The sequence below is a fragment of the Serratia sp. UGAL515B_01 genome (assembly GCF_033095805.1).
Taxonomy (GTDB): domain Bacteria; phylum Pseudomonadota; class Gammaproteobacteria; order Enterobacterales; family Enterobacteriaceae; genus Chania.
On the sequence record NZ_CP109901.1, the window covers coordinates 3,272,329 to 3,294,918 of the forward strand.

At 49.8% G+C, this 22,590-nt stretch carries 19 protein-coding genes and 1 pseudogene; 7 read left to right on the forward strand and 13 right to left on the reverse strand.

From position 1 onward, the window contains the following. Positions 1 to 193: 193 nt before the first annotated feature. Positions 194 to 685, reverse strand: a complete 492-nt coding sequence (locus OK023_RS14700) for a hypothetical protein (protein WP_317693430.1) — start codon at positions 683 to 685, stop codon at positions 194 to 196. A gap of 1 nt (position 686) precedes the next feature. After that, the gene (locus OK023_RS14705; RefSeq protein ID WP_317693431.1) at positions 687 to 1,508 is read right to left on the reverse strand and encodes a transcriptional regulator; all 822 of its coding nucleotides are present in this window, start codon (positions 1,506 to 1,508) and stop codon (positions 687 to 689) included. Between the two features lie 330 nt (positions 1,509 to 1,838). Here OK023_RS14705 and ahr point away from each other — a divergent pair, with 330 nt between their 5' ends. From ahr to OK023_RS14720, 3 genes are all read left to right on the forward strand, one after another. Then, a complete protein-coding gene (ahr, locus tag OK023_RS14710) occupies positions 1,839 to 2,885 on the forward strand; it encodes an NADPH-dependent aldehyde reductase Ahr (RefSeq protein WP_317693432.1) in 1,047 nt (348 codons plus the stop codon). 11 nt (positions 2,886 to 2,896) lie between these two features. Further along, positions 2,897 to 3,712, forward strand: coding sequence for a 2,5-didehydrogluconate reductase DkgA (gene dkgA / locus OK023_RS14715; RefSeq protein ID WP_317693433.1), 816 nt, complete (start codon positions 2,897 to 2,899; stop codon positions 3,710 to 3,712). Positions 3,713 to 3,817: 105 nt separating this feature from the next. Next, positions 3,818 to 4,423: a transglycosylase SLT domain-containing protein gene (locus OK023_RS14720; protein ID WP_317693434.1), complete on the forward strand. Its 606-nt coding sequence runs from the start codon at positions 3,818 to 3,820 to the stop codon at positions 4,421 to 4,423. Positions 4,424 to 4,455: 32 nt separating this feature from the next. On the opposite strand, the gene OK023_RS14725 is transcribed toward OK023_RS14720, so the two are convergent. After that, positions 4,456 to 6,621 carry a YgiQ family radical SAM protein gene (locus OK023_RS14725; protein ID WP_317693435.1) on the reverse strand — a complete coding sequence of 722 codons (2,166 nt, stop codon included), beginning with the start codon at positions 6,619 to 6,621 and terminating at the stop codon, positions 4,456 to 4,458. Between the two features lie 88 nt (positions 6,622 to 6,709). Then, the gene (locus OK023_RS14730; RefSeq protein WP_317693436.1) at positions 6,710 to 7,444 is read right to left on the reverse strand and encodes a GntR family transcriptional regulator; all 735 of its coding nucleotides are present in this window, start codon (positions 7,442 to 7,444) and stop codon (positions 6,710 to 6,712) included. Positions 7,445 to 7,651: 207 nt separating this feature from the next. On the opposite strand from OK023_RS14730, the pseudogene OK023_RS14735 reads away from it, so the two are divergent. Both OK023_RS14735 and OK023_RS14740 read left to right on the forward strand, forming a co-directional pair. Beyond that, a pseudogene (locus OK023_RS14735) lies at positions 7,652 to 7,900 on the forward strand (ADP-ribosylglycohydrolase family protein); the annotation flags it as partial. A 227-nt stretch (positions 7,901 to 8,127) separates the two neighbouring features. Further along, positions 8,128 to 9,057, forward strand: a complete 930-nt coding sequence (locus tag OK023_RS14740; protein WP_317693437.1) for a PfkB family carbohydrate kinase — start codon at positions 8,128 to 8,130, stop codon at positions 9,055 to 9,057. 81 nt (positions 9,058 to 9,138) lie between these two features. Here OK023_RS14740 and ftsP read toward each other — a convergent pair whose 3' ends face one another. The 3 genes from ftsP to parC all read right to left on the reverse strand — a co-directional run bounded on the left by ftsP (position 9,139) and on the right by parC (position 13,935). Beyond that, a complete protein-coding gene (gene ftsP, locus OK023_RS14745) occupies positions 9,139 to 10,554 on the reverse strand; it encodes a cell division protein FtsP (RefSeq protein ID WP_317693438.1) in 1,416 nt (471 codons plus the stop codon). Positions 10,555 to 10,707: 153 nt separating this feature from the next. Beyond that, positions 10,708 to 11,442, reverse strand: coding sequence for a 1-acylglycerol-3-phosphate O-acyltransferase (locus OK023_RS14750; RefSeq protein ID WP_317693439.1), 735 nt, complete (start codon positions 11,440 to 11,442; stop codon positions 10,708 to 10,710). Positions 11,443 to 11,661: 219 nt separating this feature from the next. Beyond that, complete coding sequence (gene parC / locus OK023_RS14755) at positions 11,662 to 13,935, reverse strand: DNA topoisomerase IV subunit A (RefSeq protein WP_317693440.1); 2,274 nt, start codon at positions 13,933 to 13,935, stop codon at positions 11,662 to 11,664. A 337-nt stretch (positions 13,936 to 14,272) separates the two neighbouring features. On the opposite strand from parC, the gene OK023_RS14760 reads away from it, so the two are divergent. Next, entirely contained in the window at positions 14,273 to 14,854 is a 582-nt protein-coding gene (locus OK023_RS14760) for an NAD(P)H-dependent oxidoreductase (protein ID WP_317693441.1), read from the forward strand. 26 nt (positions 14,855 to 14,880) lie between these two features. On the opposite strand, the gene OK023_RS14765 is transcribed toward OK023_RS14760, so the two are convergent. The 6 genes from OK023_RS14765 to nudF all read right to left on the reverse strand — a co-directional run bounded on the left by OK023_RS14765 (position 14,881) and on the right by nudF (position 20,422). Further along, complete coding sequence (locus OK023_RS14765) at positions 14,881 to 15,777, reverse strand: LysR substrate-binding domain-containing protein (RefSeq protein ID WP_317693442.1); 897 nt, start codon at positions 15,775 to 15,777, stop codon at positions 14,881 to 14,883. 73 nt (positions 15,778 to 15,850) lie between these two features. Continuing rightward, entirely contained in the window at positions 15,851 to 17,740 is a 1,890-nt protein-coding gene (gene parE, locus OK023_RS14770) for a DNA topoisomerase IV subunit B (protein ID WP_317693443.1), read from the reverse strand. A 193-nt stretch (positions 17,741 to 17,933) separates the two neighbouring features. Beyond that, a complete protein-coding gene (gene yqiA, locus OK023_RS14775) occupies positions 17,934 to 18,509 on the reverse strand; it encodes an esterase YqiA (RefSeq protein ID WP_317693444.1) in 576 nt (191 codons plus the stop codon). Beyond that, positions 18,509 to 19,336, reverse strand: a complete 828-nt coding sequence (cpdA, locus tag OK023_RS14780) for a 3',5'-cyclic-AMP phosphodiesterase (protein ID WP_317693445.1) — start codon at positions 19,334 to 19,336, stop codon at positions 18,509 to 18,511. The genes yqiA and cpdA overlap by 1 nt, the downstream gene beginning before the upstream one ends. Positions 19,337 to 19,363: 27 nt before the next feature. Continuing rightward, positions 19,364 to 19,789 carry a DUF1249 family protein gene (locus OK023_RS14785; protein WP_317693446.1) on the reverse strand — a complete coding sequence of 142 codons (426 nt, stop codon included), beginning with the start codon at positions 19,787 to 19,789 and terminating at the stop codon, positions 19,364 to 19,366. After that, positions 19,790 to 20,422: an ADP-ribose diphosphatase gene (gene nudF, locus OK023_RS14790; RefSeq protein WP_317693447.1), complete on the reverse strand. Its 633-nt coding sequence runs from the start codon at positions 20,420 to 20,422 to the stop codon at positions 19,790 to 19,792. It lies immediately after the preceding gene. 422 nt (positions 20,423 to 20,844) lie between these two features. Here nudF and tolC point away from each other — a divergent pair, with 422 nt between their 5' ends. Then, positions 20,845 to 22,308 carry an outer membrane channel protein TolC gene (gene tolC, locus OK023_RS14795; protein ID WP_317693448.1) on the forward strand — a complete coding sequence of 488 codons (1,464 nt, stop codon included), beginning with the start codon at positions 20,845 to 20,847 and terminating at the stop codon, positions 22,306 to 22,308. Positions 22,309 to 22,590 lie beyond the last annotated feature (282 nt).

Sequence of the window (22,590 nt, forward strand, 5' to 3'; positions counted from 1 at the left end):
TGTCTATTTAAAACAGGGTACCATTCCCTAAGATGCTCAAACAGATTACATCATCATCTGATTGCAGCATGGGAGTGGTCACTCTATCAACATAGCGTTATACACAAAACACTTAGAGCTGCATGATAAAAACGCCATCCGTTTTTGTCATGCAGCTCTAAGTACGATAAGTATATTGGCAACAAAAAATCATCTATTGAATAGCCCCACTACAGATTAAAAATGGCCCTTGATTGGCTGAAATAAGGAAACGCCCTTGACTTATTTCATCTATCCTGAAGTAACTTTTTTTATCGGGCATGGTATAGGGGAAATATTTTTCAATTAAAAGATCAGGCACGCTATCCTGCCCAGTTTTTGTCATTTCATTTATTTTCGCCTCAAAATGGTTAGTACCATTTTGATCAAAATAATTAAAAGCTACGTTCCTGGCAAGGACATACTCAGTTTCATTTTTCATCACTACTCCTCTCATCGCTGCATATCCCACACCATTCCCCCCTCTAAAGAAGAGACGATAACTGATAGTGTAAGTAAGCAGATTATTACCATTTTCCACTTTAAACTTTGCGGTACTCAAACATAACTTACTCTCCTGGTTCATCGGTTTTTTGATGAAAAAAAACAGTAAGGAGATAATCAAGATAACGGTAAGCAATGCCAGGAAAAAAAATTTCACTTTCATACTATTGCCCACTAATTTTAGTTGTGACACATTCATCGTGAGAATCACTATCCTTGACGCAGCGACTAAGTAAACTGTAAATATTTACCGGTAGTCCGGTAGTATTATTCTTATAAAAAAAGAATTCAGCACCATCAATGCAATTTAAATCAAACTGTTTAATATGTTTTTTAACCCTATCCATATCTATGTCACTTTTTACTTTCATACGAGCATTGTAATCAGGTAAAAAAAAGATTTGGCAATGGTCAATACTCCCAGCAGCTAATACCTTTTTATCGCTATTAATCTGCTCAAATAAAAGAAAATAGAGTACGGCTGCCACTGATGTTATTGTCAATAAAGCCAGTGTGATTTTTATCATCCGTTTACTGATGGTCTTGCCTGCGGGGCGTTCGTCATTATGCTCTTTTACCGACTCAGATAGCGGCGCGTCGTTGCTGGATTCGGGTTCAACGTCCACTTCAATTAGACCTGCATCAGGGCGACTCAGGGCGACAACATTAACATCAGCAGATAACATATACCCTCGTTTGGGCAGGGTGACAACACACTCTTTTTTCAAATGGTCAGAAAAAATCTTTCGCAGCGTGCTAATGTACTGAGTCAATGTGTTAGAAGACGCGATTCTTCCATGGTTATCCCAAACTTTTTCTAGAAACTCTTCTCGAGTAACTAATTGCCCTTTTTTTTCAATAAGAAGAATCAGCATCCTGTTGAGCACAGGTGTTAACGTGATGACATTATCATCGTTTTCACCCACGGGAAGCAGCACACCGTCATCAGAACGATATAGCAATACATCGTCAAAAAGGTAGTCCACAGTGTCATTTCTCCCAAGTCTGGCTCTATGTTATTAGTATTAGCAACGATTACCGGTGTTGGCGAATGTCTACTTCCGCTCGTTGCTGGTATATATCCCCAAAATAATTCGAGTTGCCTGTAGGCAGCAAGACCATGAGTCGCCAGGAGCATAGCCCACTATGTGACTGGGGCGAGAAGCGAGGCGTAGCCGACACCCAAGCAACTTGAAGTATGAAGGGTATAAAAGCAACATTGTCGTTTCCTGCTAGGCTTTAGGCTGTAGTAAACCTCTATCTGCGCCTTTGCGTTTTTCGCGTCACCGCGTTTCGTTAACCCATGGGAGAATACTATGCCAGACCAATCAAGCATGGTTGCTGACAATACCATTCATGCCTGGGCGTCGCCAGGCAAAGGGAAACTTCTTGAACCCTTCAGCTTCGATGCTGGTGCGTTGGGTAGTGATGATATTGAAGTTGCTATCGATTATTGTGGTGTCTGCCACTCCGACTTATCGATGCTGAATAACGAATGGGGGATGACCCGCTACCCTTTCGTACCCGGCCATGAAGTCGTCGGCAAAGTGACCCAACTCGGCAGTCATGCGCTAAATAAAGGCTTGAAAGTGGGTCAGGTGGTGGGTATAGGCTGGAACCGAGGCAGTTGTATGCACTGTCACCCATGTATGTCTGGCGATCAACACCTGTGCCATAAAGTGCAACCCACCATCGTTGGTCGCCATGGGGGATTCGCCGACCGTATCCGCAGCCATTGGGCTTGGGCGATCCCATTACCGGAGGGCGTTGATGTGACCAGTGCCGGGCCGCTGTTCTGTGGTGGGATCACCGTTTTCAACCCCTTACTGCAATACGATGTGCGTCCAACGCAGCGTGTTGGCGTCGTCGGTATCGGTGGTCTGGGCCATATGGCAATCCGTTTTATGCATGCCTGGGGATGCGAAGTCACGGCCTTTACGTCATCAGCCAGCAAACGTGATGAAGCACTTTCTCTGGGGGCACACCGCGTAGTCGCCAGCAATGATAAATCGGCGTTAAAAGCCATCGCTAACCAGCTCGACTTTATTCTGGTCACTGCCAGTGCTTCACTGGATTGGGATGCCTTTATCAGTACGCTCGCGCCCAAAGGCCGCCTGCATTTTGTCGGTGCTATACCAGACCCGGTACCGGTTCAGGTATTCTCGTTCATCAGCAAACAGGCTGAGCTTTCAGCCTCGCCAACCGGTGCCCCTTCACGGTTGGCAGAGATGTTAGCATTCTGTGCACGCCATAGCATTGTGCCACAAGTAGAGCATTTCCCGCTCAGTAAAGTGAACGATGCCATGGCACATCTGGCCGCAGGCAAAGCCCGTTACCGGATCGTACTGGATATGCACGCCTAAAGGAGAGAAACATGCAGCCCATCATCAAACTCCACGATGGCAACCTGATGCCGCAGTTAGGTCTTGGCGTTTGGCAAGCCAGTATCGAAGAAACGGCCTTTGCTGTTAGCCAAGCACTGGAGATCGGCTATCGCTCTATCGATACTGCCGCAATTTACCAGAATGAGGAAGGGGTAGGCGCAGCTCTGCAATCCGCTTCTATCCCACGTAACGAGCTGTTTATCACTACCAAACTGTGGAACGACGATCAGCACGATCCACAAGCGGCACTGGAAAACAGCCTGAAAAAGCTGCGTCTCGATTACGTCGATCTCTATCTGATCCATTGGCCGAAACCTGCTCAGGATCAATACGTCGATGCCTGGCGCAGTTTGATCAAAATGCGCCAGCAAGGCCTGGTAAAAAGCATTGGCGTCTGTAATTTCAATATTCCACATCTGCAACGCTTACTTGAAGAAACCAGTGTCGCCCCGGTGATCAACCAGATCGAACTGCATCCATTGCTGCAACAGCGCCAACTACACGCCTGGAACGCAACCCATCACATTATCACCGAGTCCTGGAGCCCCCTTGCCCAAGGTGGAGAAGGGGTATTCGATCAGGCATTGATCAAGAAGCTGGCAGAAAAGTACAACAAGAGTCCGGCACAGATTGTGTTGCGCTGGCATCTGGACAGCGGTCTGATCGCCATCCCCAAATCGGTAACAGCGGCACGTATCCGTGAGAATTTTGACGTTTTTGATTTTAAGCTGGATAAGGATGAGCTGAGCGAGATCGCAAAACTGGATATCGGCAAGCGTCTGGGGCCAAACCCCGATTTACTGTAGCCTTGCATGGGGCCGCACGGTTGGCCCCATGCTTTAAAGATTTGACGCCATCCACATGTAATCCCAAGATGCAGGTTGGTGATTGCACTGTTTACACGGAGCCGTATGACCTTCTCTCTTTCTTACTTACCACGCTGGGTTATATTGATCATGCCAGTGCTGTTGGCCAGCTGTTCCAGCAAGCGTCAACCGAACTATCATGATACGCAGACTTATAATGACGAAATCGCAGACGCAGCCAAAGAATATGGCGTCGATGAAAAGTTGATCACCGCCATTATTCAGGTAGAGTCGGGCTTTAACCCGCAAGCAGTCAGTCGTTCCAACGCCATTGGTTTAATGCAACTCAAGGCAAATGGCGCGGGTTGCGATGCCTATCGTTATAAAGGTAAAAGGGGCTGCCCGGATGATAATGACCTGCTCGATCCCGCGACCAATATCGACCTTGGAGCCGCTTATATCGGTTCACTGCAATACCAGCAATTGAAGTGGATTGAAAACCCAGTCACACGCCGCTATGCCACAGAGGCGGCTTATGCCAATGGCGCAGGTGCACTGTTGCGCACCTTTTCCAATGACCGTCAGAAAGCAATCCGCATGATTAACAGCCTGTCGCCTGAGGCGTTTCACTGGCATATCCGCCAGCATCACCCTTCTCCTCAAGCACCTCGCTACATGCTGAAAGTTGAAAAAGCCTATAGCCATTTATAGCAAGGCACTACCATTCAGGTAGCGCCTTTTGCTCAGGCTTTGGTACTGCGAACCGGCTTACGCGGCGGTTTGTTAGTTGGCGTGCGCTGGCGGGTGATATCGGTATGTTTGGTCAACGCAGGACGGGTACTGCGTTGCAGGCGTTTGGCTTCACGCTGTTCGTCAAGGCTCGGGGCTGGAACCAAACACTCGCGGCGGCCGCCAATCAGGTGTTTCATACCCATTTCTTCCAGCGCGCTACGGATCAATGGCCAATTGAGCGGATCGTGATAACGCAACAGCGCTTTGTGCAAGCGGCGTTGACGTTCGCCACGTGGAATAAACACCTCTTCACTTTTATATCCCACTTTACCCAACGGGTTCTTGCCGCTGTAATACATGGTCGTGGAGTTTGCCATTGGTGATGGGTAGAAATTCTGCACCTGATCAAGACGGAAACGGTTTTTCTTAAGCCACAGTGCCAAATTGACCATATCCTCATCACGGGTACCAGGATGTGAAGAGATGAAATAAGGGATCAGGTACTGCTCTTTACCCGCCTGTTTGGAATACTGGTCGAACAGTTGCTTAAAACGATCGTAACTGCCCATACCAGGTTTCATCATCTTGGACAGTGGGCCGTCTTCGGTATGCTCCGGCGCAATTTTCAAGTAACCGCCGACGTGGTGCGTCGCCAGTTCCTTGATATAGCGCGGATCTTCTACCGCCAGATCGTAACGCACACCGGAAGCGATCAGGATTTTCTTGATCCCTTCCAGCTCTCGGGCACGGCGATAAAGCTTGATGGTCGGCTCGTGGTTGGTATCCATATAGGTACAGATTTCTGGATACACGCAGGACGCACGGCGGCAAGTTTGCTCTGCACGCGGATTGGTGCAGCGCAACATATACATATTAGCCGTTGGGCCACCCAAATCGGAAATAACTCCGGTAAAGCCTGGAACCTTGTCGCGGATCTCTTCAATCTCACGCACGATGGAGTCTTCCGAACGGCTCTGGATAATGCGCCCTTCGTGCTCGGTAATCGAGCAGAATGAACAGCCCCCGTAGCATCCACGCATGATATTCACCGAGAAGCGGATCATGTCATAGGCCGGAATGCGCTCTTCACCATAGGATGGGTGCGGCACACGCTGATAAGGCAAGCCAAACACGCTGTCCATTTCCGGCGTAGTGAGTGGGATGGCTGGTGGATTGATCCAGACATAGCGATCGCCATGTTTTTGCATCAGTGCACGTGCACAGCCAGGGTTGGTTTCATGGTGCAGAATACGGGAAGCGTGAGCATACAAGACTTTATCGGCTTTCACCTTCTCAAAGGAAGGCAGCAGTACATAAGTCTTTTCCCACGGTTTTGGTTTGGCTGCACGCACGGTAACGGGTTTGGCTTCAGGCTCTGGCTTACCACCATCGGCGCAAGGTAAATCTTCACCGTAAGGGTTAGGGATAGGTTCAATACGGCCTGGTTTATCCAGACGAGTAGAGTCTACACCACTCCAACCCGGTAATGGCTGTTTACGCATCACAGCGGTATTGCGAATATCGTGGATATCCGCAATATTCTCACCTGCCGCAAGGCGGTGTGCCAACTCCACCAGCGGACGCTCGCCGTTGCCGTAAATCAGAATATCGGCTTTGGAATCAACCAACACCGAACGGCGCACGGTATCAGACCAGTAATCATAGTGCGCAATCCGCCGTAGGCTGGCTTCGATGCCCCCTAAAACGATTGGCACATCTTTATAGGCTTCTTTACAGCGTTGGCTGTAGACCAAAGTGGCACGGTCGGGGCGTTTCCCCCCGACGTTACCTGCCGTATAGGCATCGTCATGGCGTAGCTTGCGATCGGCCGTGTAGCGGTTGATCATGGAATCCATGTTGCCCGCAGTCACACCGAAGAACAGGTTCGGTTTGCCCAAACGCATAAAATCTTGTTTATTACTCCAGTCCGGTTGAGCAATAATCCCAACGCGAAAACCCTGAGCTTCCAGCATGCGGCCAACGATCGCCATGCCAAAACTCGGATGATCGACATAGGCGTCTCCGCTGATAATAATCACATCACAGCTGTCCCAACCCAGTTGGTCCATTTCTTCACGCGACATCGGCAAGAATGGCGCGGGGCCAAAACATTCGGCCCAATAAGGTTTGTAAGAAAACAGTTCACGTTCAGGTTGGATCAGGCTGATGCTGCTCATTACGGGTACTCTTGTACAGGTTAATTTATCGCCGGGCGGCGATTATACGCACTCCATGACAAAAGAGCATGGTTATTTCTCAATTTACTCAGCTATTCACCTCAAACTCATAAATATCACTGCGACACAGTGTTTCACTCAACTCCAATACTTCACCTTGCGCATTGCGGCTGGTCTGAACAATCCGCAACAAGGGTGTGCCACTGTGTATATTAAGCAAGCTGCCATTTTCTTCATTACAGGTGACCGCCTTCAACAGAAAATGTTTTCCTTCCGGCACGATACCGCGCGACTGCCATAGGGCATAAAGCGAGTGTTCCAGTTGTTCGGGGTCAGGCAGGAAATGAGGCGGTATATAAGTGGTTTCCAACGAAACCGGGTTGCCCTCCGTCAACCGCAAACGGCACAGTTTAACCACCACACTGTTCCCTTCGAGTTCCAGCGCCTTGGCCACATCGGCAGGTGCGGTCGTTCGGATACGCAGCAACCAGTGGTTACTAACGCTGCTGCCACTGCGCAGCACCTGAGCGGTAAAGCCTTGATCAGGGTTGAGAGAATAACCGATATGCATTGCGACACGCGTTCCACTCCCCTGTTGGCGTGAAACCAGTGCTTTCTCTTCTAATAGTTTCATCGCCTTGCTGACGGTCACGCGCGACACATCAAGAACTTGAGCTATTGCCCGCTCTGGCGGCAAGAAATCCCCCACCTCTAACACATGTTGCTTGATAGCCACCTCGATCGTTGTCGCCAGCTGAATATAGCGTGGCGCCGCCGCAGCCTGCAAAAACTGCTGCTGAAGCCAGACAGTCAAATCCTTCATAGTCCCTTACCTTTTACGCTTATCAAGCGCGTCATCTCGATCATATTTATCACGCTCAAGATTAAGAACATCTCAGTGAGTGAGTTGAAAATAGGTTGGCATCACATTCATTAATCATTGGACTTTAATTGAATCCATTTCACACATAACGTTATCGTAGTCGATGTTTTTTGACATTAGGCGGCAACGCAAGGGAACAGTAAATAAATGGGAAAAACAAAGGATCCTCACCATGCCATTCTCGGCACGCTTTACGGGCAGGCCGTTGGCGATGCAATGAGGATGCCATCAGAACTTTGGCCATTACAGCGAGTTCGTGATTATTTTGGTCGGATAACTTACTTCTTGCCTGGCCCAGAGGAAAATATAGCAGCAAACGGATTTGTCGCCGGGGAATTCACCGACGACACGCAACAGGCCGTCGCACTGATGGATACACTGTTAGCAAGCAAAGGTCGTCATGCTCTCTATGGCCTGAAAGGTAAAAATCGCGGTATACAGAACGTTCCACTGCTATGCTGGTTTCTCGTGGCACTCTGTGGATTGATGATGACCAAAACCGGTTTTATTGATGGCCCATTGGCCAAAGGCCTGTTTGCCGATCCCAGCCAGGAGCTATTCGTTTCCTTCCTGGCCAGCCTGTTCGCTTATGGTTTTTATTTGGCCAATAACCGGGGACGTCAATGAGTGATTTTGTTGCAGTAACACCGATTTTGGTTGTGGGTGGGGCCGTAGGCGATATCGTCCTCACTTTGCTAAACCTGCCAATCAGTGGTCAAGATATCGAAGCGCAACCACAAGAGCGGCAAATTGGTGGTTGTGCCTTCAACGTAGCGCGCGCACTTCGCTGTCTGAATGTTCCCGTCGTCAACGGTATTCCTGTTGGTAACGGTGAATGGGGGAGTGCCATTGAGGCCGCCATGCAACAGCTCGATTTACCGGTGCTGTTACGCCACGGCCAGAAAGATAATGGCTGGTGTTTGGCATTAGTAGAACCAAGCGGTGAACGCACGTTTATCACGGTGACGGGCTGTGAGACGCAATGGAACAAAGCGCAATTAGCCACTCTGCCGCTCACACCAGAAACGGTGGTCTATGCCAATGGTTGTGAAATGGTGGGGGAGCCTGGCGAAGCATTGCGCGAATGGCTAACACGTCTGCCGTTCGATCAATGGCGGCTGATTGATCCTGGCCCACGCATCGGTCAACTGGACGAATCGTTTTTTGCCATGCTTAGTGATAGCAATACGCTACTTACACTGAACCGCGATGAAGTGACTATCCTGTGTGGTGAAGGCGACCCCGTCAGCACGGCTCAGCGTTATGCGGCTTCACATAACATTACGCTCATCTGCCGCCTGGATCGTGACGGTGCCTGGATTTGTGATGGCCGCAATGCGCCACATCATGTTCCTGTTTATCCTGTTGAAGTAGTCGATACGATTGGCGCCGGTGATGCGCACTGTGCAGGCTTACTTGCCGGTCTTTCCGCTGGGTGGCCGCTGCCGCAGGCTGTCGATTTGGCTAACCGTGTCGCAGCCTACATAGTAGCCCATCGAGGAGCGGCCGGAGCACCAGACTGGCAACAGTTACAACAGCGTTTTCCTGCCTGATTTTCCAAGGCTCAGTTCATTCTTACTGAGCCTTACTGCATTTTACCCTGCACTCTACACCCGGGGTGATTCAAGTTTTACTTAAGCCGTTTCCTGCACCACAAACTGCCCCGTTGAGCCACGGTCGGCCATCTCCAACGTCTGGCTGTAAAACAAGAACGGAAAGTGCTTGGAAGAAACCTGATTGAAGTTCACCAGTAACTCAACCTCACCATCGACCCAGACGGTGTCCTTCCAGCCGCGGTCCTCTGCCATCGGTTGTGCGCCATTCACCCGTTTTATCAGAAACTGTACACCTTGAATATGGAATGCCTGTGGCCGATCGGCATGAATATTCCAACGCTCCCACGTTCCCTGCATCGCTTGCACATCAATGCGGTTCATGTCCCAGAGAGCGTCATTAATCCCTGTCACGCTATCACCCAAGCGGAATTCACGCGTACGAATGCTCTTACCTTCCAGAACCTGATTAGTCAGCAGGTTCCTGGGGAGTGTGTCCGTAACCAGTGACAATAACCCCGTAGGCTTCAGCGTCAACACCTGGGTAGAAATAAGCTTGTTCGAAGGTTCGAACAGGCCACGTAAGCGATCCATAATCCCTGCTGCTTCACCGGCAGTAATAGAAACGTCATCTCCCTTTGACATATCTATCAGTACTTCACGGCGTTCACCCGGTGCCAAAGCAAGTTGTTGTACCGCTACCGGCGCTGGCAGAAAGCCCTGATCGCCTGCAATCACGTTGATCGCCCGCCCATCGCTTAACTGTAAGTTGTAGCACCGCGAATTAGATGCGTTCAACAGGCGTAAACGCACCCATCCACGGGATACTTCAACAAACGGATTTTGTACACCGTTGACCAAAAGCGTGTCACCCATAAAACCGCCCTGAGCAGGGGGAGTGTATTCAGGCAAGCCAAAGTTATCCAGCCGCTTGTCCTGAATGATCAGCGGAAAATCATCAACGCCGTAGTGCTTCGGCAACGGCAGATTTTTGCTGTTTTCATCTTCAACCAGCCATAAACCGACCAAACCGTTGTAGACATGGTGAGCCATACGATTCGGCGTGTTGGCATGATACCAACAGGTAGCAGCGGCCTGGCGAACAGGTATGACAGGTGACCAGTCGACATTAGGCGACATCATCCGCGGCCCCCCCCCCATCAACGTGCCCGGCACCTGTAACCCAGAGATCGTCATCGAGACCGGTTCAGTAAGGTGATTACTGTAAATCAACTTAACATCATCGCCACTGTACACTCGCACTGTAGGCCCCATATACATACCGTTGATGCCCCAGACAGACACTTTGCGGTTGTTCATAAAAGCCCAGTGCACATTCTGCATGGTTAAGAACAATGGCTGACCGCGACGGGACTCTAACAAAGGCGGAATGGGTAACAGGGTTTGCGTGCCGCTCGCCTCAGCTTTCAGTGGTACCGTTCCGGCGCAGAGTGCCAAGCCCGATGCCTGAATAAACTGACGTCGACTGAGTGACATATTTTCTCCATGAAGAAAAACCAAAGCAAATGAAAAGAGCCAATGTGGTCAAGCCATTGGGGCCTGAAAATAATACCGCTCGTTCCCGCACCGGCCTTCTCACCGAAAATAACAGGGCGACCTTAAACCGATGATATTGGCCTGCTAATTAATTTATTTTTTTGTGGCGTCAAGCTGTGCCACTTCAGCATCCAGCTGTTCAATCTTCGCCTTCATCAGCTCATGGCAACGGGCAGCAACTTCACGCACCTGCTCTTTGCTGTAACCGCTGGTTTCAACCGGTTCGAGCATCTCTACGATCACATGGCCATTATTCCAGCGGTTCAGGTTAATCTTGCCGCTGGTGGTAGAAATACAAATCGGAACAACCGGCACCCCAGCCGCAATCGCAGCATGAAATGCACCGGTTTTGAAGGGTAACAAGCCCCGGCCTCGGCTGCGAGTCCCCTCAGGGAACATCCAGATAGAAATATCTTTCTCTTTAATGGCTTCAACCACCTGAGCAATAGTCCCATGCGCCTTGGCACGATTTTCTCTATCGATCAAAAGATTACCGGTTAACCAATAGATCTGCCCAAAGAATGGTATCCACAACAGGCTTTTCTTGCCTACGGTCACAGTACGTGGCTGCACAATATTAGAGGCCGTGACCATATCGTAGTTATTCTGATGGTTGGCAATATAAATGCACTTGCCGTTATGCGCTGCGTTAGCAGGTTTACGGATTTCAACCTTCAAGCCAAATACCGTTGACAAGCGGCCAAACAGATGGCCAAAAGTCGCTACATGGCTGGGATTACGTGGGCTGAACAAGCAGTAAACCGAACCGAGAATACATACCAAAACAGAGTAAATCAAAACGATAATCGCACGCAATATCAATAACATAACAACCTCACTAGCACACAACTGACACAGCATTAAACCCCAGAATGGCAGGACATGACTGCGAAAGCGCCTTTTATATGGAGGGCCGCCGGGTGCCCAAATCACTATCGTACTTAAAGTTACAGTAATGTTTTTTAGTGCCAGCAGGCGAACAACACTGTAACTATAATGCCGTAAAATTTAACTCAGTGACGCGCATCGCCGATAGTTAACCCCGGCTTACTCTTCGCTATCACCGGTTGATACGCGCTCTGGCATATCCAACTCAACCCGATCAATACGCTGCAGCCCACGCGGTAACAAGGTGCCTTTTCGGCCCCGTTCAGCTCTGAATTTTTGCAGATCTTCAGGCCGTAACTTCAGCTTGCGTTTGCCAACATGCAAAGTGATCGAAGTTTGCGGCGGTAGCACGAACAACCAGGCCAGTTTATCTTCGCCGGTGGCGGCTTGTGCCGAGGGTATCGAGACGATCTTGTTACCCTTACCCTTCGAAAGCTGAGGCAAATCGGCTACCGGGAACATCAGCATACGGCCAGCGGCAGTAATAGACAGCAGCATGTCGTCGTCGCTGTTAATCTCCATCGGCGGTAATGCTTTAGCATTCTCTGGCAAAGTAATCATCACCTTACCTGCGCGATTGCGGGCGACCAGATCGTTGAAGGTACAGACAAAACCATAACCGGCATCGGAAGCCATCAGCAGTTTTTTATCGTCATCAGCCATCAAGACCTGCTCCACCGTTGCACCTGGCGGTGGCGTCAGTTTACCCGTCAATGGCTCACCTTGCCCACGCGCCGACGGTAACGTCAGTGGATCGAGCGCATAACTTCGCCCGGTCGAATCGATAAACACCACTGGATGATTACTCTTGCCACGCGCTGCCGCACGGAAGCTGTCACCGGCCTTGTAGCTCAGGCCACTAGGGTCAATATCGTGGCCCTTGGCGCTGCGAACCCACCCCATTTCAGATAGAACTATCGTCACTGGCTCCGACGGCACAATATCATGCTCGCTCATCGCTTTTGCTTCTTCACGTTCCATCAGCGGTGAACGACGCTCGTCGCCATAAGCCTGTGCATCCGCCTGGATCTCTTTTTTGATCAAGGTATTCAGCTTGCGCTCAGAAGCCAGCAGCGCCTGCAAGTGGTCGCGTTCTTTCGCCAACTCATCCTGCTCACCACGGATCTTGAACTCTTCCAGCTTAGCCAAATGACGCAACTTCAGCTCAAGGATCGCTTCAGCCTGCGTATCCGTGATGCTAAAGCGCTGTATAAGCACCGGCTTTGGTTCATCTTCGCTACGGATGATGTGGATCACTTCATCAATATTGAGGAACGCAACCAGTAAACCTTCCAGAATGTGCAACCGCTTGAGCACTTTCTCCAGCCGATAGTTCAGCCGTCGACGCACCGTATCACGGCGGAAAACCAACCATTCAGTGAGGATCTCTACCAACCCTTTCACCTGCGGGCGGTTATCCAGGCCGATCATATTCATGTTGATGCGATAGCTACGTTCTAGATCGGTGGTAGCAAACAGATGGTTCATCACCTGTTCCAGGTCCACTCGGTTTGAACGGGGTACGATTACCAGCCGGGTCGGATTTTCGTGATCGGATTCATCACGCAAATCCTCCACCATCGGCAGTTTCTTGGCCCGCATCTGGCTGGCAATCTGCTCCAACACCTTAGCCCCGGAAACCTGGTGCGGCAATGCCGTGATAACGGCACTGCCATCTTCTTTCTTCCAAATGGCACGCATGCGTATCGAACCACGACCATTCTGATAGATTTTCTGGATCTCGGCGCGCGAGGTGATGATTTCTGCTTCTGTAGGAAAGTCGGGCCCCTGCACAAATTCCAGCAAATCATCAAGTGAAGCGTCCGGTTTATCGATCAAGGCAACCGCAGCCGCTGCTATTTCACGTACGTTATGCGGCGGGATATCGGTCGCCATCCCCACGGCAATCCCGGTCGTGCCGTTGAGCAAAATGTTTGGCAGGCGCGCGGGTAACATCTTCGGCTCCTGCATCGTACCGTCAAAGTTAGCGCCCCACTCTACCGTTCCTTGTCCCAACTCATTCAGCAAGACTTCGGCATACTTTGATAAACGCGACTCGGTGTAACGCATTGCGGCAAACGATTTAGGATCGTCTGGAGCACCCCAGTTTCCCTGGCCATCAACCAGTGGGTAACGGTAGGAGAAAGGTTGTGCCATCAATACCATCGCTTCGTAGCAGGCGCTATCGCCATGCGGATGGTATTTACCCAGCACATCACCGACGGTACGTGCAGATTTTTTGAATTTAGCGCTGTTGTTTAGCCCCAGCTCTGACATAGCATAGATAATCCGGCGCTGTACCGGCTTTAAACCATCGCCAATATAAGGCAGTGCCCGATCCATGATGACGTACATGGAGTAGTTCAGATAGGCGCTTTCAGTGAATGTGTGCAGCGGTAAACGCTCAACACCGTCATGAGTCAGTTCACTCATTACTCAAATATCCTCAGACCGTGGCCTAGTTATCCCTGACAACGAGACAACGTGCTGTTCTCTACCCGCTGTATCGCAATAGATTTCAAGATTCTGCCCGCGATAGTAACTCATCTACAGGGTAGCTGTCACAGTTGACGCTCAGATCGCTCAACGATATTTACCTCTCGAGAGCGTTGCACCATCGATAGCGCTTTTATTGACTTCTAGTCAACACTGTTGTGCGCTATATCGCATTTTTCCCAAACACAGGAAGGATTACACTCTGTTTCAGCAATCTGACTTCTGCCCTTTGTGGCTGTCATCGCCTATTTTATTCTGACGGAACCCTATACTCATGAGCAATATTCTAATTATTAACGCCAAGAAACAATTTGGCCATTCTAACGGTGAACTGAACCAGACCCTCAGCGACGTTGCTGAAAGCTTCCTGCGTGATGCCAAGCATGACGTACAGGTCACCGTGGTGGATGATGGTTACGACATTGAAGCCGAAGTACAGAAATATCTGTGGGCCGATGCGGTGATTTACCAGATGCCGGGCTGGTGGATGGGTGAACCCTGGATACTGAAAAAATATATCGATGAAGTCTTCACAGCTGGCCACGGAAGTCTGTATGCCAGCGATGGTCGTACCCGTTCCGATGCTGCTAAAAGATACGGTTCTGGTGGCCTGATCCAAGGAAAAAAATACATGCTGAGCCTGACTTGGAATGCACCACTGCAAGCCTTTACCGATCCTGAGCAATTTTTCCACGGTGTGGGCGTTGATGGTGTTTATCTCCACTTCCACAAAGCTAACCAATTTCTGGGGATGGAAGCGTTGCCAACCTTTATTTGTAATGATGTGATTAAACAACCGGACATCGCTGGTGACATCGCACGCTATCGCACACACCTTGCTGAAGTCTTTGCTTAAGCCACTTGGCAAAAAAGAGGGCACAGCTACAAAGTCTGCTCATTGATATGCGCGCTGACATAATCCAGAAAACAGGTAATACGTGCCGCCAGTTGAGTATTGCGATAATACACCGCATTAATCGGCTGGCGCACCTCCAGAGTATCCTCTTCCAGCACCTGAATTAAACGCCCTTCGCGTTGATCTTTTCTGGTCATGAAATCCGCCAGCCGAACAATGCCTTCACCACGTAACGCCAGTTGCCGCAACGTTTCTCCGCTGGAGGCTGAAATCGTCGGCGTAATCGCAAAGTTCTCCCCTTGGTGATTACGCAATGGCCATAAATTTAACGATTCTGGTTGGGTAAAACCCAGTAGGCTGTGGTGACGCAGGTCTTCTACACTGCGTGGCGCACCAAAACGGGCGATATATTCCGGACTGGCGAGAATGCGTAACCGGCTGGTGCCCAGCAGGCGCGCGTGGATGGTTGAGTCACGTAATACACCAATACGAATGGCAATATCCGTGCGTTTTTCCAGCAGGTCGATAATCAGATTATCCGTGTTCAGTTCCAGTTCAATTTGCGGAAAATTCTGGCGAAACCCCGCAACCAAAGGGACAATAACGTGTTCCATAAACGGTGCTGCGGCATTGACCCGCAGCAGCCCAGCCGGTATCAGGCGGCGCATCGCCATCTGCTCTTCAGCATGTTCCACCGCGTGAATAATTTCCCGAGCGTGAGCCAAAAAACACTGCCCCTCTTCGGTCAACTCCAAACGGCGCGTTGTACGGCGCAGTAAGGTGGTATCAAGCTTTTTTTCCAGACGGCTAAGCGCACGGCTGATACCCGAGGTGGTCTGGCCAAGCTGGCCAGCAGCAGCGGTAATCGAACCACTATCAACGACTGAGGTATATGCCAACAACTCTTCAAGGGTAATCTTCATCTGTTCCACCTTGAATTGTCAGGCGCTGCACGCAGCGCCTTCAAGATATAGACAATGTTGAGTGCACAGATATTTAAAGATTGGCAGTATCACCTTTATCTTGCAGCCAGTTTCGGCGATCTTCAGCACGCTTCTTCGCCAAAAGCATGTCCATAACGGCCATTGTCTGATCAACATTTTCATCATCAACCACCAATTGCACCAGACGCCGCGTATTGGGGTCCAAGGTCGTTTCCCGCAATTGCAGCGGGTTCATTTCGCCCAGCCCTTTAAAACGCTGCACGTTTGGTTTGCCCTTCTTACGCTTCAGTTGTTCCAGAACACCGATTTTCTCTTCTTCATCAAGGGCGTAATACACTTCTTTACCTAAGTCGATACGATACAACGGTGGCATAGCAACGTAGACATGACCACCTTTAACCAAAGTTCGGAAGTGGCGAACAAATAGCGCACACAGCAACGTCGCTATATGCAGACCATCCGAGTCAGCATCTGCCAGAATACAGATTTTACCGTAACGCAATTGACTAAGATCTTCACTGTCTGGGTCGATACCGATCGCCACAGAAATATCATGCACTTCCTGCGAAGCCAGAACTTCGTCGGAGGAGACTTCCCAAGTGTTAAGGATTTTACCTTTCAGCGGCATGATCGCCTGATATTCACGATCGCGTGCCTGTTTGGCTGAACCACCTGCAGAATCTCCTTCCACCAGAAACAGTTCGGTCATACTCAGATCCTGCGAGGTGCAGTCTGCCAATTTGCCCGGCAGAGCCGGACCGCTGGTCAACTTCTTACGCACGACTTTCTTCGCCGCCCGCAGACGGCGTTGAGCACTGGAGATCGCCAGGTCAGCCAGTTGTTCGGCAGCCTGAACGTTCTGGTTCAACCACAGGCTGAATGCATCTTTTGCAACACCAGAAACAAAGGCCGCACACTGACGGGAAGAAAGACGTTCTTTGGTTTGCCCGGCGAATTGCGGATCCTGCATTTTCACCGACAACACATAAGCGCAACGATCCCAAATGTCCTCTGCGGAAAGCTTTACACCTCGTGGCAAGATGTTACGGAACTCGCAAAACTCACGCATCGCATCCAACAACCCCTGGCGTAGACCGTTGACATGGGTTCCCCCTTGCATCGTCGGGATCAAGTTAACGTAACTCTCCGTCAGTAGCTCACCGCCTTCCGGTAGCCATAACAACGCCCAGTCCACAGCTTCGGTATCACCGGCAAAATTACCAACAAATGCCTTTTCTGGGAGGGTAATCAGACCATTCACCGCTTCCATCAGATAGTCGGTCAGGCCGTCTTGGTAACACCAGCGCTGCTCGGTGTTGTTAACCTTGTCAATAAAGTAAATTTCGACACCGGGGCACAACACTGCTTTGGCTTTCAACAGATGAGAAAGGCGTGAAACCGAGAAACGCGGACTGTCAAAAAATTGCTCATCCGGCCAGAAATGCACACTGGTCCCGGTGTTGCGTTTACCACAAGTTCCGGTGATCGCCAGTTCTTGCACTTTATCGCCGTTTTCAAAAGCGATGCTGTACACATTGCCATCACGGCGAACGTTGACCTCAACACGTTTTGACAAGGCGTTAACCACCGATATCCCTACACCATGCAGACCGCCGGAGAACTGGTAGTTTTTATTGGAGAATTTGCCTCCCGCGTGCAGACGACAGAGGATCAGCTCAACGGCAGGCACCCCCTCTTCCGGATGGATATCTACCGGCATGCCGCGCCCATCATCAATCACTTCAAGTGATTGGTCGGCGTGCAGGATCACGTCAATGCGCTTGGCATGGCCAGCCAACGCTTCATCGACACTGTTATCAATCACCTCTTGACCAAGGTGATTCGGGCGCGTCGTGTCGGTATACATACCTGGACGACGGCGCACTGGTTCTAGACCGCTGAGTACTTCAATGGCATCAGCGTTATAGCTGGATTGAGTCATCGTTGATTATTTTTCGTGGTTAAGATAGGTGCCGGAACCGCCAATTCAGTATAACCCTTGGGGCATTAAGCTGCTGGACGTTCGTCTTCCAAATCACCTGCCTCGGCAGGTGCATCGGGCCTTGTACCGTTGCCCATGATCAGCAACGCCAAATCGTCTGGGTGTGCCTGCGGTATCTAAAATTGCAACAATGTCATAGCCCTAAAAAATCCACAATCTGAGGGAAGTAGTACTCAAAACCAACAAAGGCGTGACTTCCTCCAGATTCTACCGTTTGCCGACAAGCAGTGTAATAAGCCACAGCCTGACCATAGTCGAGAATTTCATCGCCAGTTTGTTGCAACAACCAGATTAAATCTGGTGATTCCAAAGGATCAATCTGCATCACTTTCAGATCATAAACGTGGCGTGACTCTAACACATATTGCTGTCCAGTGTAGGGGTTCTCGTTCTGGCCAACATAGTTGAGCAACAACTCAAATGGCTTCACAGCAGGATTTACCACCACGGCAGGCAGCGCAAAACATTGCGAGAGCCAGGTCGCATAGTAGCCACCTAAAGAAGAACCCACGATCCCCATCGTCTGGCCTGCCCTCGTCATGACCAGATCCTCAAGCAGTTCTGCTGCTTCAGACGGATACGGGGGAAGTTGTGGTACTAACATGGAGATTTCAGGATGGTGTTCAGCCAGCCAGATTTTCAACGCTGTGGCTTTCGCTGACAACGGCGAACTGTTGAAACCGTGCAAATAAAGTAATGTTGATGGCATCAGTAACCGTCCGAGTTCATGTCGGGGCGGAAATCATCGTTCTCCAACCGGAACACCCGAGTTTCTACCCTACCATCAGGCAACAAGTCAAGGCAGCGCCAGCCTGGAGAAACGTCGTCGATGGTAAAATTGGTGCAGTGTGGTTTGAATTGCACGCAGGTAGACGGCGATGCCAATACACGACGCCCTTGCCAGTCTAGATCAAGCTCCTGATGAATGTGTCCACACAACAATGTATTCACTTTTTCATAGCGCGACAGAATACTCGCCAACATATGTGGATTACGTAAACTATGTTGATCAAGCCAGGTGCACCCTGAAGGTAATGGATGATGGTGAAGCAACAGCAATGTATGACGTTCTGGATAAGCCGACAGACAACGTTCCATCCATTCCAGTTGGTATTCACTGAGTTCGCCATGCGGCACACCAAAAACCTGACTGTCTAATAGCAAAATCTGCCAGTTCTCCCCCAGCAAAATTTGCTTCGAGGGAGCGATCCCGGCACCAGCCAAGACATCGACCATAGCGGGTTGGAAATCGTGATTGCCAGGCAACCAGAAACAAGGGGCTGGTAGGCGGCCAATCCCTTCGGCAAAGTGCCGATACGCAGCCGGGGAGTGATCCTGCGCCAGATCGCCTGTGGCAACAATCAAATCACACCCACACTGCTGCATGATAATCGCATCCAGCACCGCGTGGTAACTGGCATAGGTATTGATACCAAGCAAGGTCTCATTTTTGCCGGCAAAAAGATGGGTATCTGTTATTTGTAGTATCCTGACCCTGGCCCCATTTGCCATAGGTAGTCTAAAAAGGCTTTCCAAATGGTATCCTTTGATCATTCAGTCTGTCTAACAAACAGGAACTGCCATTGCTCCATGCGTCAAACAGTAGCGCAACCAATCAGCAAGAAACTGGTTAATTTGGTGCTTTTCATCTCGTTGATGCAATTTTTTATTCGGATAATCATAGCGCGCTTTAAAACGATGGATCTGCTGACTTGAACACACTTCCGCAACCAACGCATCGTGATACAGCCGTACCGACATTGCCGGCAGGCTCCAGTAACTGATGCTGGGTACAGTCTGCTCAATCTGCACCAACGAGGTATAACGTGTAGATTCAACAATAGTCAGCCGATAACGGGCACCATTCACCTGATAAGTTAGCGTTTCACCCACTTCATCGTTTCGCGGCAGCAAACGCCGCAATTGTGCGAAGTTGGTTTCACACAATCTCATCATTTCAGGAAAATCAGGGGTATAACGCTTTTGCATTTAGTTGGCCCATTCTGCTGTCAGCGATTCATGGTGCAACGCCAGCCACTGCAATGCAATCACTGATGCTGCGTTATCAATCGCGCCTTCTTCCACCCAGCGGCACGCCTGTTCACGGCTGACCACATGGACACGGATATCCTCATTCTCCTCGGCCAATCCGTGAACCCCTTCAGCCGTTAGGGCATCGACCTCCCCAACCATAATCGATAGACGCTCGCTGGTTCCTCCAGGACTAGCCAGGTAGCTCAGCACAGGCCGACAACGCCCAACGATAATACCCGCTTCCTCAAGCGCCTCACGGCGGCATACATCTTCAACGCTCTCTCCGGGTTCGATCATACCTGCCACCATTTCCAGTAACCAAGGGGAAGCTGAGGTATCAAGTGCTGCGATCCGCAACTGTTCAATCAGCACAACTTCATCTCTTACTGGATCATAGGGTAGCAATACTGCGGCATGTCCGCGCTCAAAAATCTCACGTTTTACCTCGCCGCTCATTTCCCCATTGAATAGACGATGGCGAAATCGATATAAATTAAGCGAAAAAAAACCACGATATAGCGTCTCACGTGTAATAATTTCTATGTCATTTTTACCAAGGGTGACGGGTGAAAGTTGTGAATCATTCATCTGCGAATTTTCCTATTAAATTATGCCTTGAATATAAACGGTTTTGATGACAGAAACGTCTGAGTTTTATTTTCCGGCTTTGTGTTAGATTGTGAACCATGATATCAGGTGACGCCTATACAAATAGTCAAGTATCAGGCTAAATACCCGTCGTCTTTCAATATGCAAGGCAATTTGGCTGCTTTAGCTCTCCCAACGGACAACACAAACGTTGTTCAAACCGGTTCCTGACCAATTTGTCGCTCAGTTGCTATCTACCTGCATATCGAAGTAACTTGTGTATCGCGTCATGAAAAGTAAAAGTTCCGTAAGATGGCACATTAAGCCACCTTCAGCGACTGGCAGACTCTGCTAGAATCAGCAATTATTTGGTCTATCGTCAGCGCTAACTTAGCAATATTGCTGCACAACAAGGAATGCAAATGAAGAAACTGCTCCCCCTTCTTATCGGACTGAGCCTGTGCGGCTTCAGTACCATGAGCCAGGCAGAAAACTTGCTGCAGGTCTACAAACAGGCCAGAGAAAGCAACCCAGACCTGCGTAAAATAGCTGCAGACCGTGATGCCGCGTATGAAAAGATTAACGAGACACGTAGCCCATTACTACCGCAGCTTGGGTTATCTGCAGGTTATACCTACAATAACGGTTTCCGTGATGCAAACGGCGTCAACAGCAATACCACCAACGGGGCCTTGACGTTAACTCAAACAATCTTTGACATGTCCAGGTGGCGTATACTGACGTTGCAAGAAAAAACCGCTGGTATATCCGATGTCACATATCAGGCTGCTTCGCAGAGTTTGATCTTGAATACCGCTACTGCCTATTTTAACGTGTTGCAGGCAATAGATGCCCTGTCATTCACCCAGGCAAACAAACAGGCAGTGTATCGGACACTGGATCAAACCACCCAGCGTTTCAATGTGGGCCTGGTTGCCATTACCGACGTGCAGAACGCCCGATCCAACTACGATACCGTTCTGGCAAACGAAGTGACTGCCCGCAACAATCTGGATAACGCATTAGAATCACTGCGCCAGATAACCGGTGTTTTCTACCCGGAACTGGCTTCGCTGGATACAGATAAATTCTCCACCAAACGTCCAGATGCCGTTAATAACCTGCTCAAAGAAGCAGAAGGCCGTAACCTGAGCCTGCTTTCTGCCCGACTGAGCCAGGATTTGGCTCGCGAGCAAATCAAGTCTGCGGAAACCGGTTATATGCCAACCGTAAATCTGAATGCCTCTAGCAACGTCAGTAATACCAGGAATAACGGTTCTAACAACAATTCACCTAACGCGAATAACGGCCAGAATCAGGTTGGTGTCAGCCTTAACCTGCCGCTTTACAGCGGTGGCGCAACTAACTCCCAAGTGCAGCAGGCGAAATACAATTTCGTCGGTGCAAGTGAGCAATTGGAAAGTGCACACCGTGGCGTAGTGCAAACCGTACGTTCCTCCTTCAATAACGTCTCCGCCTCCATCAGCAGTATCAACGCCTACAAGCAAGCGGTGATTTCTGCACAAAGCTCTCTTGAAGCAACAGAAGCTGGTTATGAAGTGGGTACACGTACCATTGTCGACGTATTGAACGCTACCTCTGCTCTTTATAGTGCCAAGCAGTTACTTTCCAGTGCTCGCTATAATTATTTGATCAACGAATTGAATATCAAATCTGCACTCGGTACGTTGAATGAAAACGATCTGATGATGTTAAACGGGGCGTTGGGTAAACCGACATCAACCGCACCAGATGTTGTTGCACCTCCAACGTCATCCCTGGATAACCGGGTAGACAGTTACAACGGCGCCAACACGTCATCATCAGCGCCTGTCGCTCGAGCTAGCGCAAAAAACGCGCCAAACACCAATCCATCAAGCAACTGATCGGTTGAGTGAGCACGGGGCACTGCAATACCAGGCCCCGTTTCCCCTTCATCTCGCCACCAACTGTACAAACAACCTTTCGGTACAATAGAGTGCCCCTTGTTCAACGGGGACATACTTGCAGCATGATATGATTCGATGCCTTTTATAGCGTTTTGACGTGAGTGGCATCTCTGGTTTTTTTGAGCATAAGCGAACTGGCTCGCAACCTTACGTATAACTGCGTAAAGAGTCGAGTATACGGGCTTTTCGGCTTTAATTATGACCATGTTTCCCCTATCC

Bases quoted from the DNA above. Each gene is read 5' to 3' on its own strand.
- OK023_RS14700 (WP_317693430.1), bottom strand. From the start codon at position 685: ATGAAAGTGAAATTTTTTTTCCTGGCATTGCTTACCGTTATCTTGATT.
- ahr (WP_317693432.1), top strand. From the start codon at position 1,839: ATGCCAGACCAATCAAGCATGGTTGCTGACAATACCATTCATGCCTGG.
- dkgA (WP_317693433.1), top strand. From the start codon at position 2,897: ATGCAGCCCATCATCAAACTCCACGATGGCAACCTGATGCCGCAGTTA.
- OK023_RS14720 (WP_317693434.1), top strand. From the start codon at position 3,818: ATGACCTTCTCTCTTTCTTACTTACCACGCTGGGTTATATTGATCATG.
- OK023_RS14725 (WP_317693435.1), bottom strand. From the start codon at position 6,621: ATGAGCAGCATCAGCCTGATCCAACCTGAACGTGAACTGTTTTCTTAC.
- OK023_RS14730 (WP_317693436.1), bottom strand. From the start codon at position 7,444: ATGAAGGATTTGACTGTCTGGCTTCAGCAGCAGTTTTTGCAGGCTGCG.
- OK023_RS14740 (WP_317693437.1), top strand. From the start codon at position 8,128: ATGAGTGATTTTGTTGCAGTAACACCGATTTTGGTTGTGGGTGGGGCC.
- ftsP (WP_317693438.1), bottom strand. From the start codon at position 10,554: ATGTCACTCAGTCGACGTCAGTTTATTCAGGCATCGGGCTTGGCACTC.
- OK023_RS14750 (WP_317693439.1), bottom strand. From the start codon at position 11,442: ATGTTATTGATATTGCGTGCGATTATCGTTTTGATTTACTCTGTTTTG.
- parC (WP_317693440.1), bottom strand. From the start codon at position 13,935: ATGAGTGAACTGACTCATGACGGTGTTGAGCGTTTACCGCTGCACACA.
- OK023_RS14760 (WP_317693441.1), top strand. From the start codon at position 14,273: ATGAGCAATATTCTAATTATTAACGCCAAGAAACAATTTGGCCATTCT.
- OK023_RS14765 (WP_317693442.1), bottom strand. From the start codon at position 15,777: ATGAAGATTACCCTTGAAGAGTTGTTGGCATATACCTCAGTCGTTGAT.
- parE (WP_317693443.1), bottom strand. From the start codon at position 17,740: ATGACTCAATCCAGCTATAACGCTGATGCCATTGAAGTACTCAGCGGT.
- yqiA (WP_317693444.1), bottom strand. From the start codon at position 18,509: ATGCCATCAACATTACTTTATTTGCACGGTTTCAACAGTTCGCCGTTG.
- OK023_RS14785 (WP_317693446.1), bottom strand. From the start codon at position 19,789: ATGCAAAAGCGTTATACCCCTGATTTTCCTGAAATGATGAGATTGTGT.
- nudF (WP_317693447.1), bottom strand. From the start codon at position 20,422: ATGAATGATTCACAACTTTCACCCGTCACCCTTGGTAAAAATGACATA.
- tolC (WP_317693448.1), top strand. From the start codon at position 20,845: ATGAAGAAACTGCTCCCCCTTCTTATCGGACTGAGCCTGTGCGGCTTC.